Here is an 11,857-nt window from a genome sequence, read left to right as displayed (position 1 = left end):
TGATCCTGTGCGTTGTTGTGACATTGCGCGGACAGACGCTCGTGGCGTTTACAGGTAATCTCCCGGTTCACTGACGACAACAAAATCAAAACAGGAGTCATTGATGCAACCAATCCGTCTCGGTCTGGTGGGCTACGGCAAGATTGCCCAGGATCAACACGTCCCGGCGATCCTCGCCAATCCCGCTTTCCAGTTGGTCTCCGTCGCTACCCAAGGCAAGCCTTGCCCCGGTGTCGAAAATTTCCGTTCGTTGAGCGAGCTGCTGGAAAACGGTCCGCAGGTTGACGCGATTGCCTTCTGCACGCCGCCACAAGGTCGCTTTGCATTGGTGCAAGAGGCGCTGGCTGCCGGCAAACATGTGCTGGTGGAAAAACCACCGTGCGCCACGTTGGGCGAAGCGCTGGCGCTGGTCGATCAGGCTGCCGGGCAGGGCGTCAGCGCGTTGTTTGCCTGGCATTCACGCTACGCGCCCGGTATCGAAGCGGCTCGCGACTGGCTCGCCTCGCGCACTTTGCAAAGCGTGCAGATCGACTGGAAAGAAGACGTGCGCAAATGGCACCCCGGCCAGGCCTGGATCTGGCAACCCGGCGGCCTCGGTGTGTTCGATCCGGGGATCAATGCCTTGTCGATCGTCACCCATCTGCTGAAGCTGCCGCTGTTTGTCGAATCCGCTGAGCTGCGCGTACCGAGCAACTGCCAGTCGCCAATTGCTGCGTCGATCAAAATGGCGGATGCGCGTCAGCTTGATGTGCGGGCGGAGTTCGATTTCGACCATGGGCATGATGAGCTGTGGAGTATCGAAGTTCGTTGTGCCGAGGGTGTTCTGCGTCTGGAAAACGGCGGGGCTCTGTTGAGCATCGATGGCGTGCGTCAGGCCGTGTCGGAGGAGGGCGAGTACGCGGCGGTGTACAGACATTTCCAACAGTTGATCGGCGACAAGGCCAGTGACCTGGATGTGCAGCCGTTACGGTTGGTGGCGGACAGTTTCTTTGTCGGCAGTCGGGTTTTGGTTGAGGCGTTCTACGATTAGCGTCCGGCTGGCCCGGCACGATTATTTTAATCGCCAAGCGAAAGCCTGCCCTGAACGGCAGGTTTTTTTCGTTGGAGCACCGTTCGTCCAGTGCTCGGCACTTGCGCTGTGCCGTTGCCTCTCACGTTTAAGCGCGGATATCCCGCGTACAAGAACGGAGAAGCAAGCATGGACATCGATGAAAATGCACCGGGCAACCGGTCACAGCAAGACGTGACACGGACGACGGACAATGAGACGGGGCATGATCCGAAACGCAACCCGCCTGAGGTTCCATTGCCCGCCGATGAAGAGTCGCCGGTCGATGAAGACATGACGGATGTGGCGGCCAACAACTCGGTGTCGAGCGAGCATCCTGAGTCGCGATGACCGGATTGAATAAGTGTGGGGGGCAGGCCATGAGCACGTCATTCAAGGTTGGCGACGCGGTTCACTGGAACAGCGAGGCCGGGGAGATTCGCGGCAAGGTGCTCAAGGTGCACACCCGGGATGTCGAGTTCATGGGCCGCCATCGGCCTGCTTCCAAGGACGAACCGCAGTACGAAGTCAAAAGTGACAAGACCGGACATCTGGCGATGCACCACGGCGCGGCCCTTCATCCCGCGAAATGACCGGTCTAGTGCGACGATACGAATTCGGAAGGCGTTGTCGGCGGCGGCAATGAGTACGTCGCCTTCATCCATTCAATCTCCGCCTGCGGCGTGCGGCCGAAAAATCGCTTGAACTCGCGACTGAATTGCGAGGCGCTTTCATAACCGACGTCGAACGCTGCCGCCGATGCGCTCATCGCCTGGCGCAGCATCAGCAGCCGCGCCTGATGCAGGCGTGTCGACTTCAGGTATTGCATCGGCGAGGTATCGGTCACGTTGCGAAAGTGCAGGTGAAAACTCGGTACGCTCATGCTCGCTTCGTGGGCCAATTGCTCGACGTCGAGGCGCTGCTGATAACAGCTGTGAATCTTGCGGATCGCCCGGCTGACCTTGCCGAAATGCCCGCGACGGTGCAGCGCGGCACGCATTGATCCACCTTGCTCGCCGGTGAGAATGCGGTAATAGATCTCACGCACCAGCGCCGGCCCGAGAATTTGCGCTTCACCGGCGACGCTCATCGCCTCGAGAAAACGCAAGGTCGTGGTGCGCAGCGCGTCGTCCATCGGCGAGGCGTACATGCCTTTTGGCTCAGCATCGCTGACGCCATGCACCTCATCCACTTGCAACATCAACTCGCTGGCCAACTGAAAATCCAGTTGCATGTAAATCGCGAGCATCGGCTCGGCTGCCGTGGCGTCGGTCTCCATGGTGAAGGGGATGGGCACGGACACCACCAGATAATGCTGCGCGTCATAGACGTAGGTGTCCTCACCCAGATAACCGCGCTTGCGACCCTGACAGAGGATGACAATGCCGGGGTCGTACAACACTGGTGTGCGGGTCAGTGGGCGGTTCGAGCGCAGGAAGCGCACGTCATCGAGCGCGCTGAGGTTGTAGCCCTCGACCGGCGCGAGGACTTTCATCAGTTGCACCATGCGCGCGGTGCTGCCATCGGCCGGCGTCATTGTTTTCTCTCTCAGTGATCGGTGGAGCAGCTCAGCGCTTGCCATTGATCAATCTCGTCGAGCGCCCGTTGCAGTCGGTCACGCACCAGCCCCAACGCATCACTGCCGAGTAACAAATGGGCGGGCGGCTCGGGACAATCGATGATCTGCAGCATCGCTTGCGCAGCCTTTTGCGGGTCGCCGAGCTGTTTGCCGCTTTTTGCTTCCCGGGCTTGGCGGATCGGGTCGAAACTGGCGTCGTAGTCGGCAATGCTGCGCGCGGTGCGTTGCATCGAACGGCCGGCCCAGTCGGTGCGAAACGAGCCAGGCGCCACCGCCGTGACGTAGACATTGAAGGGACGCAGCTCTTTGCTCAGGGTATCGGAGATCCCTTCAAGCGCAAATTTGCTGCCGCAGTAATAGGCGATGCCGGGCATCGTGATGGTGCCGCCCATGGAGGTGATGTTGAGGATGTGGCCGGCGCGACGCTGGCGGAAGTAGGGCAGGAAGGCTTTGGTCATGGCGACAGCGCCGAACACATTGACGTCGAACTGACGGCGCATGTCCTCCAGCGGCGATTCTTCAAAAATGCCTTCGTGACCGTAACCGGCATTGTTGACCAGCACATCGACAGGACCGTGAGTGGCTTCCACTTGCGCAACGACGCTGCCGATCCGCTCAAAATCAGTAACGTCCAGCAGCACGCCGTAAGCGTTGTCCGGGGACAGCGCCTGGAAGTTTTTCAGGTCGCTTTCATTGCGCACAGTACCGATCACGCGGTGGCCGTTGGCAATGGCTTCCTTGGCCAGTGCATGGCCGAAACCGCTGCTGACGCCGGTGATGAACAGGGTTTTGCTGGGTTTCATGACGGTCTCCAATGACTCGGGTGTGGTGTCATGGTAGCCATCCCCCAACCGGTGACCTATGCCGGTTTGTCTTGGAGACTTGCCTATTCCTATCAGGCGCTCGTGATGTGCAGATAAAACGGTGGCAGCGCCGCTAAGCACGCTCACGGTCGATCTTGCTGTTCTGTGGCCGTCAGAAACGTGCCAATCGATAGGGCGCGCCACTTGGCAAAGCCGTTGCCGGGATTGCATCTGCGCCCGTCATCCGCACCACCATCTCCGCCGTCACCGCTGCCTGTGTCAGCCCCAGATGCTGATGCCCAAACGCAAGCAACACCTTGCCCTCACAAACCTGATCAATCACCGGCAATGAATCGGGCAACGATGGTCGAAAACCCATCCACGGCGTCGCTGCGTCAGCGCTCAGATCCTCGCGAAACAAGCCCTGACTCAACCGATGCAACTGCCACGCGCGCTCCATGCTCGGCGGTTTTTCCAGTCCGGCGAATTCGACAGTGCCGGCCAGGCGCAAGCCTTCGGACATCGGCGTCATGATGAATTTGCGCTCCAGTGAGGTAACGGGGAAGGGCAGTCGGTCGTGTTCCTGCGGCAGCATCAGGTGGTAACCGCGCTCGGTGTCCAGCGGTACTTTTTTGCCGGTGAGGGCGGCGGTGAGTTTCGCTGAGTGCGCACCACAGGCGATCAGCACCCGGCTGGCCGTCAAACCACCCGATCCGGTGATCAGCGAAACACCGTGCTCCTCTACATAGCCGCCCTGAACCTGTTGCTGGACAAAACTCACACCACTGGCCTTGGCCGCTTCGACCAATTCACACACCACGCGGTAGGGATCGATGAAATGCCCGGTGCGCGGGAAGAACAAGCCGCCCTGAATCTGTTGGCTGAGTTGCGGCGCCGTGTCGCGTATGGCACCGGCCTGCCAGTAATCGACCGGCACCTGCTGCTGATGCAGTCGAGTCTGTAATGCCTGGATTGCCTGACGCGATTCGGGTCGTTCGAACACCAGTAGCGAACCATCGATCTTCAGCAATTCCGGCCGCTGGATGTCGGCGAGCAAGCGCTGCCAGGCCTCTAGACTGCTTTCATTGAGCGCGCGCAAACCTGCCACGGTGTTCTGAAACGGCGTCGGGCGCAGGTTCAGCAACAAGCGCGTAAACCACGGCAAGGCGCGCGGCAGGTATTTCCAGTCCAGTCGCAACGGTCCCATCGGGTCCATCAGCATCGCCGGCAGGCGCTTGAGGATGGACGCGTCGGCAATCGGAAACACCTGCTCGGTCGCCAGATGCCCGGCGTTGCCGAACGAGGCGCCGTGGCCGGGTGGCTGCTGATCGATCACCACCACGCGCAATCCTTGGCGAGCCAGACGCAGTGCGCAGGCGACGCCGATGATGCCGGCGCCGACCACGGCGATGTCGTGGGAGACGTTATTGGCCATGGTGCAGAGCTTCCCTTTGTCCATCGAGCAGACGACGCAATTGCAGCGGATTGCCTTGTTTCAGTGCGGTCGGCAACAAGCTGTCGGGGAAGTCCTGATAGCACACCGGGCGCAGGAAACGCAGGATCGCCGCTGTACCGACGGATGTCGTGCGCGAGTCGGATGTGGCCGGGAACGGCCCGCCATGCACCATCGCGTCACACACCTCGACCCCGGTTGGCCAGCCGTTGACCAGCAAGCGACCGGCCCTGCCCTCGAGCGTCGGCAGCAATGCACGCGCCTGTTCCAGGTCTTGGTCATCCAGATGCAATGTCGCGGTCAACTGGCCTTCCAGATGTTCGGTCACCTGACGCATTTCAGCCTCACTGCTGCATTGCACGATCAGCGCCGCCGCGCCGAATGCTTCCGCTTGCAGCCTGTGATCGGCGAGAAAGTCGGCCGCTTCTGTGACGAATATGTGCGCCTGACACTGGTTCGGGCCGTTGCCGCTCTGACCAACACCCGCGATGTTCGCACTGGCATTCTCGGCCAACGCATTCACGGCCGATTCGTAAGTGCTGAAAATGCCCGGTGTCAGCATCGTCTGCGCCGGGCTGCGTTGAATGATCTCGCGGGTGGCGCTAATGAACCGGTCCAGCACCGGCCCTTTCAAGGCAATCACCAAACCCGGATTGGTGCAGAACTGACCCGCGCCCAGTGTCAGCGAAGCCACAAACCCTTCAGCCAACGCCTGTGTGCGATTGTCCAGCGCCGCCGGAAACAGCAGCACCGGATTGATCGAACTCATTTCCGCGTACACCGGAATCGGTTCGGGCCTGGCTTGCGTCGCTTGAATCAACGCCAGACCGCCGTTGCGCGAACCGGTGAAGCCCACCGCTTTGATCCGTGGATCAGTGACCAGCGCAATGCCCACTTCGCGGCCGGAACCGTACAGCAACGAGAACACGCCTTCCGGCAAACCACAGGCTTTTACTGCCCGCGTCACCGCGTGACCAACCAGTTCGCTGGTGCCGGGATGCGCGCTGTGCGCCTTGACGATCACCGGGCAACCGGCGGCCAATGCTGACGCGGTGTCACCACCGGCCACGGAAAACGCCAGCGGAAAATTGCTCGCACCAAATACCGCGACCGGCCCCAGTGCAATCTGCCGTTGACGCAGATCGGCACGCGGCAGCGGTTGGCGTTGCGGCTGCGCGCTATCGACGCGCACATCCAGCCACTCACCGGCGCGCACGGTGCGGGCGAACATTCTTAATTGTTGGCAAGTACGCCCGCGTTCGCCTAGCAAACGTGTACGCGGTAGCCCGGTTTCGGCGTGGGCACGCTCGATCAGTTCATCGCCGAGCCCTTCGATTTCTCCAGCAATGCTTTCCAGAAATTCGGCGCGGAGACTCAGTGCTGTCTCGCGATAAACATCGAACGCTGCCCAGGCCAGCGCGCAGGCCTGTTCGACATGCTCCGTCGATCCTCCGGCATACGCCGGTTCCAGCGCTTCATTCGTGGCCGGATTGATCCCGCGAACAGCCTCGCGATTGCCCGCAATGGATTGCTGTCCGATCAGCATGTGGCCCGTCAGAGTCATGGTGTCTTCCTGATAAAAAGGGAAATACCTGCCGCGTAGCACAACGCTTCGCGGCAGGTGAGGGGGGAGTCGATCAGGCGAAATTCTGTTCCGCCGACCAGTTCTCGTACCAGTGACGGAACAGCGAGTACTGCTTCTCGGCATAACGCCGCTGCGAGTCGCTCAGCGCATCGGTCTCGTTGAAATGCAGGGTGTATTCCTTGTCGCCGTTGAGCACCATCAGGTGCTTGTAATACAGCACCAGATCGCAGCCTTCATCGAACGACGACAGCACTGCCAGCGCCGATTCCAGCTCCCGCGCCTGACGACGGGCCTTGGCATCTCCTTGTGCGGCCTTCTTGCTCAGCGCCACCAATTGCAGCACTTCGCGGGGCAGGGCGTTGCCGATACCGGTGATCGCACCGGTGGCGTTGCAGTTGACGAAACCGTGCACCACTTGCGTGTCGACGCCGACCATCAAGGTCACATCATCGTCCTTGGAAGTGATGTTTTCGGCGGCGTAACGCAGGTCAGCACCACCGCCGAATTCCTTGAAGCCGATCAGGTTCGGGTACTCGCGACGCAGTTCGAAGAACAGATCAGCGCGGGTGGCGAAGCCGTAGTAAGGGCTGTTGTAGATCACTGCTGGAAGGTTCGGTGCGGCTTGCAGAATCGCTGCGAAGTGGGCTTTTTGCGCAGTCGCCGAAGCACCACGGGACAGTACGCGCGGTATCACCATCAGACCCTGCGCGCCGACTTTCGCCGCGTGCGCTGCATGGGAAACCGCTTCGCGTGAGTTCACTGCGCCGGTGCCGACGATGGTCGGAATCCCGGCAGCGACCAGACGCGCCACGCCTTCCTGCCGTTCAGCCTCGGTGAGCAACGGCCAGTCGCCCATCGAACCGCAATAAACCACGGCGCTCATGCCGATATCGATCAGCTCGCGACCCTTGGCCACCAGGGCATCGAAGTCCGGTTTGCGCTGGGCGGTGCACGGGGTCATCAGGGCCGGCATGCAACCGGTGAAGATGTTGTCGCTCATTGTTTTAACTCCTTGGCACATCGTTCAAATTGAGGTGAAAAGTCAGCGCGGTGGCTCATATGCCCCACGCGAACGGGTCTGCTTCGTCGATCAGTAATTTGCTGTCGGCGGTCATGTAAGCGCGGCCGGTGATGAACGGGCGGACTCGTTCGCCGTCCCATTCGAAGCGGCCTTCGAACTGGCTGCCGGTGATGCTCGCCTGCACCCAGGTTGCGCCGGGTTGCAGCTTGTCGTCGGCGGCCAGACAGGCGAGTTTGGCGCTGGTGCCGGTGCCGCACGGCGAGCGGTCGTAGGCTTTGCCGGGGCACATGACGAAGTTGCGGCTGTCGGCAACGGCGTCGTCTGCGAACAGTTCGATGTGATCGATGACGGCACCGTCCTCGCCGTAAATGCCCTGATCTTCGAGGGCCTTGAGCATCGCCCAGGTGTAGGCGGTGAGGTGTTCGACGTTGTCCATCGTCAGCGTCTGACCGTGCTCGGAAACGAGGAAGAACCAGTTGCCGCCATAGGCGATGTCGCCCAATACCTGACCGAAGCCCGGCACGTCCACCGGCACCTGTTTGCGGTGGCGGTAGGCTGGGACGTTGCCCAGGGTGACGGTTCCGTCGTCATGTAACGTGGCGCTGACCGGGCCGACCGGGGTGTCGATCTTGTGGATGCCCGGTTGAATTTTTCCCAAGTACTGCAACGAGTTGATCAGGCCGATGGTGCCGTGGCCGCACATGCCCAGATAACCGGCGTTGTTGAAGAAAATCACCCCGCAAGTGGCGTCCGCCGATACTGGTTCGCAATACAACGCGCCGACCAGCACATCGTTGCCGCGTGGTTCCAGCAGGCAGGCGCGGCGCCATTGATCATGCTCAGTGCGCAGCGCATCGCGTTTCTCCACCATGCTGTTGCCGGGCAGATCGGGGAAGCCGTTCATCACCAGGCGCGTCGGTTCACCGCCGGTATGGGAATCAATGACGTGTAGTTCTTTCATGAATAGATCCCTTTAGGTGATTTCAGTAGGCGCCGGCAGGGCGTGCAGAAACGGTTGAGGCAGGGGCGGTGACTTCGCTTTCCTCGTCGTCCTCTTCCAGACGCAGCAGGTGCGCCGGCACACCGGTCGCGGCGCCCCAGTAATAAATGCCGGTGGCGCAAGCAGCGACGACGATGGTGTCGAACGGGTGAGCGAGGATGCCGAGGCCACCAAAGGTGCCGAGTTTCGACAGCACGATGGTCACCGCATAGAAGGCGATCAACCATGCCGAGGAACGCACTTGGCTGGCCAGATTCAGGTGGCCGGTCGGCACAAAACGACCGCAGAGCAGATAGACGACGAACATCAGGATTTGCAGGCCGATCAGCCACGACACAGTGTTCCAGCCCGACCAGTAGACAATCAGCGCGGCGATGATGAACGACACCGGCCCGAGCACGCCCATGCACTTGACCCGGAACGGCCGTGGCATGTCCGGCGCATTGCGGCGCAGTGCGGCGACTGACACAGGTGCCACGGCGTAGCTCAGCACCAGCGCGGCGGAGACCACGTTGATCAGCGCTTCCCACGACGGAAACGGCAGGGTCCAGAACACCGACAGGGCAAAAGTCAGCCACAGCGCCGGACGCGGAATCCCGGACTTTTCATCGATGTGGGTGAAGACTTTGAAGAAGGTCCCGGTCTGCGCCCAGCCATAGATCACGCGGGGGGTGGCGTTCATGTAGATGTTGCCGCAACCGCTCGGCGAGATCACCGCGTCGGCGACCACCAGCCAGGCCAGCCAGCCCACGCCCAGTGCCAGCGCGATGTCACGGTACGGCAGGGCGAACTCCTTGCTGATACCGGCCCAGCCATTGGCGAGCATTTCCGTCGGGATGCTGCCGAGAAAGGCCATTTGCAGCAGCACGTAAATCAGCGTCGACAGCAGCACCGAGAGGATCAGCGCGATGGGAATGGTACGCTGCGGATTCTTCACTTCGCTGGCCACCGAGATGATCGGCGTCAGACCCAGATAAGCGAAAATGATCCCGCCCGCCGACACCGCCATTTCCACACCCGACAGGCCGAACGGGGCGAAACCCTGTACCTCGAAATTGGCCGGTTTGAAGAAGGTGAACAGCACGCCGATCACCAGCAGCGGCACGATGAACTTGAACACGCTGACCAGATTGTTGGCCTTGGCGAAGGTTTTCACGCTGCGGTAGTTGAGCAGGAAAAACACGCACAGCAGGCCGAACTGCACCATCCAGCCGAGGATCGTCGGATCGCCAGAGCCAGCCTTGGTCAGCTCGGGAAACCACGCTGCCGCGTATTGGCGCGAAGCAACCACTTCGATCGCCACCAAACTGGAAAACGCAATCAGGGTGATGAAGCCCATCAAGTAGCCGAGCAGCGGCCCGTGGGAGTAAACCGGGTAACGCACCACACCACCGGCACGCGGTAATGCCGCGCCCAGCTCGCAGTAAACGATGCCCAGCAACAACACCGCAAAGCCGCCCAGCAGCCAGGAAAAAATCCCCGCCGGCCCGGCAATGGCGGACACATGACTGGCTGCGAACAACCAGCCGGAACCGAAGATCGCCCCGAGCCCGATAAATGTGAGGTCGATCAGTGAAAGCTGTTTTTTGAACTTGCCTTGGCCTGACATGGCATCGCCTTCTTGTGAGTTATTGGATAGGCAGTTGTGTCACTGGGACGGCCAGACTTTGAACTTATCAACGGTGGGGCGATTGATGTTTTGCGGCGGCTTCGATGACGAAATCAGCACAGTCGCGCTGGCGAAACGTGGCCCTCGACAGGTCTTGAGCGATGCTGCAATCTGCACGCGAAGACCGCATGGCGGGCGCTTCGTCCATCCACGTTACGAGAGGAATCTTTGATGCAACAGGCGTTTTCGATCCTGTCTCAAGGCATTGATGGGCATCGTCCGCAAACACTTGAGGAGCTCTTGGCTGGCGCCGCGCTGTTGTTGCCGATGCTCGATGTGATCCCTAATGCGGCGATTTTCATCAAGGATGTGCAAGCCCGTTACGTGCTCGCGAATCGCACGCTGGTGCAACGCTGTGGCTTGAAGGATTTGCGCCCGTTGCTCGGGAAAACCAGTGCGCAGGTGTTCCCGGCACAACTCGGACCCGGCTACACCGAGCAGGATCGCAAGGTACTGGAGGAGGGCTTTGTGCTGGAGGATCAGCTCGAACTGCATCTGTACGGCAGTCGCGAACCGGGCTGGTGCCTGACGCACAAGCAGCCGCTGTACAACCGTGACGGGGTGATCATTGGCCTGGCGGGGATTTCCGTGGACCTGCAATCGGCCAGTGAAACGCACCCGGCATTCGAGCGGCTGGCGGCTGTCGATGAGCATATCCGCGCGAACTTCAATCGCCGCGTGACCCTCGGTGAACTGACGCGAATCGCCGGTATTTCAGTCGCGCAACTGGAGCGTTACTGCAAACGCGTGTTCCACCTGACGCCACGGCAGATGATCCAGAAAGTGCGCCTCGAACACGCGCACCGCTTGCTGCACACCGACTTGCCGATTACCGATGTGGCGTTGCAATGCGGCTATACCGATCACAGCGCCTTCACTCGGCAGTTCAAGGCGTCGACCGGGTTTACGCCGCGTGAGTACCGGCAGGCCACCTCACCCTGATGAAATGGTATTGAAGCGCTATGTAGGAGCTGCCGAAGGCTGCGATCTTTTGATCTTGATCTTAAAAAACAAAATCAAAAGATCGCAGCCTTCGGCAGCTCCTACGAGGGCGTTAAGCCAGGACAGTTAGCCATGCCGAGAGCAGCAATAACAACGCCAGTGCCGTGTTCATCCGCTTGAACGCTTTCGGCGATCCCATCAATCGCGCACTGCCCACACCCAGCAACGCCCAGAACGTCATGCATGGCAACGACACCAACAGAAACGCCAGCGACAACACCAGCAGTCGCAGGGTCTTGTCGCCACCGCCGACAAACACGCTGACCACCGCTACAGCCATCATCCATACCTTGGGATTGACCAGTTGCAGCATGGCGGCGCCCAGCACGTTGAAACTTTCTTCCTGTGTATCCGTAGGGTCCAGCGATGGCGGCGTGCTGCGATAGATCTGCCACGCCAGCCAGCTCAACCAAAGCACGCCGCCCCAGGCCATGGCTTGCTGCACGCGCGGGTAGCGCAGCAAGGTTTCACCGGCACCGAGGCCGACCACCAATACAATCAGTGCCGCCGCTGCGCAGGCGCCAAAAATGATTGGCAGCGTGGCGAGCAAGCCTTGGCGCGAACTGTGGCTCAACACCAGAATATTGGTCGGCCCCGGCGTGATCGAGGCAACGAAAGCAAACAGCAGGAAGGGCAATAATGACGCCACGGGCGGATTCCTTGGAAGTAAACACAGGAAGCCATGATCGCCAGTCGT

General features: G+C 60.5%; 12 protein-coding genes. 4 read left to right on the top strand and 8 right to left on the bottom strand.

Going from position 1 to position 11,857, the window contains the following annotated elements; all coding sequences use genetic code 11:
• Positions 1-103: 103 nt before the first annotated feature.
• The 3 genes from PspS49_RS17145 (at position 104) to PspS49_RS17135 (ending at position 1,641) form a co-directional block, all read left to right on the top strand.
• On the top strand, positions 104-1,030 hold the full coding sequence (locus PspS49_RS17145; protein WP_160040652.1) for a Gfo/Idh/MocA family oxidoreductase: 927 nt from the start codon (positions 104-106) through the stop codon (positions 1,028-1,030).
• A gap of 168 nt (positions 1,031-1,198) precedes the next feature.
• Entirely contained in the window at positions 1,199-1,399 is a 201-nt protein-coding gene (locus PspS49_RS17140) for a hypothetical protein (protein ID WP_160040650.1), read from the top strand.
• Between the two features lie 29 nt (positions 1,400-1,428).
• Positions 1,429-1,641 (top strand): DUF2945 domain-containing protein, encoded by a 213-nt coding sequence (locus tag PspS49_RS17135; protein WP_160040648.1) that lies wholly within the window; start codon positions 1,429-1,431, stop codon positions 1,639-1,641.
• Positions 1,642-1,646: 5 nt separating this feature from the next.
• Here PspS49_RS17135 and PspS49_RS17130 read toward each other — a convergent pair whose 3' ends face one another.
• The 7 genes from PspS49_RS17130 to PspS49_RS17100 all read right to left on the bottom strand — a co-directional run bounded on the left by PspS49_RS17130 (position 1,647) and on the right by PspS49_RS17100 (position 10,098).
• Entirely contained in the window at positions 1,647-2,585 is a 939-nt protein-coding gene (locus tag PspS49_RS17130) for an AraC family transcriptional regulator (protein WP_160040646.1), read from the bottom strand.
• Between the two features lie 11 nt (positions 2,586-2,596).
• On the bottom strand, positions 2,597-3,430 hold the full coding sequence (locus tag PspS49_RS17125) for an oxidoreductase (RefSeq protein WP_160040644.1): 834 nt from the start codon (positions 3,428-3,430) through the stop codon (positions 2,597-2,599).
• 172 nt (positions 3,431-3,602) lie between these two features.
• Entirely contained in the window at positions 3,603-4,865 is a 1,263-nt protein-coding gene (locus PspS49_RS17120) for an FAD-dependent oxidoreductase (protein ID WP_160040641.1), read from the bottom strand.
• Positions 4,855-6,447 carry an aldehyde dehydrogenase (NADP(+)) gene (locus tag PspS49_RS17115; protein WP_150775013.1) on the bottom strand — a complete coding sequence of 531 codons (1,593 nt, stop codon included), beginning with the start codon at positions 6,445-6,447 and terminating at the stop codon, positions 4,855-4,857. Before PspS49_RS17115 ends, PspS49_RS17120 begins: the two co-directional genes overlap by 11 nt.
• Positions 6,448-6,520: 73 nt before the next feature.
• A complete protein-coding gene (locus tag PspS49_RS17110) occupies positions 6,521-7,468 on the bottom strand; it encodes a dihydrodipicolinate synthase family protein (protein WP_102899119.1) in 948 nt (315 codons plus the stop codon).
• Between the two features lie 55 nt (positions 7,469-7,523).
• The gene (locus tag PspS49_RS17105) at positions 7,524-8,450 is read right to left on the bottom strand and encodes a 4-hydroxyproline epimerase (RefSeq protein WP_160040638.1); all 927 of its coding nucleotides are present in this window, start codon (positions 8,448-8,450) and stop codon (positions 7,524-7,526) included.
• 22 nt (positions 8,451-8,472) lie between these two features.
• Positions 8,473-10,098: an APC family permease gene (locus PspS49_RS17100; RefSeq protein WP_127928439.1), complete on the bottom strand. Its 1,626-nt coding sequence runs from the start codon at positions 10,096-10,098 to the stop codon at positions 8,473-8,475.
• 231 nt (positions 10,099-10,329) lie between these two features.
• Between PspS49_RS17100 and PspS49_RS17095 the strand changes: the two genes are divergently transcribed.
• Positions 10,330-11,100, top strand: a complete 771-nt coding sequence (locus PspS49_RS17095; RefSeq protein WP_123593317.1) for an AraC family transcriptional regulator — start codon at positions 10,330-10,332, stop codon at positions 11,098-11,100.
• Positions 11,101-11,212: 112 nt separating this feature from the next.
• On the opposite strand, the gene PspS49_RS17090 is transcribed toward PspS49_RS17095, so the two are convergent.
• Positions 11,213-11,809 carry a LysE family translocator gene (locus PspS49_RS17090; RefSeq protein WP_127928437.1) on the bottom strand — a complete coding sequence of 199 codons (597 nt, stop codon included), beginning with the start codon at positions 11,807-11,809 and terminating at the stop codon, positions 11,213-11,215.
• Between the last annotated feature and the right edge of the window lie 48 nt (positions 11,810-11,857).

The sequence above is a fragment of the Pseudomonas sp. S49 genome, from assembly GCF_009866785.1.
In the GTDB taxonomy this organism is placed as follows: Bacteria; Pseudomonadota; Gammaproteobacteria; order Pseudomonadales; family Pseudomonadaceae; genus Aquipseudomonas.
This window is presented reverse-complemented; position numbering and strand designations above follow the sequence as displayed.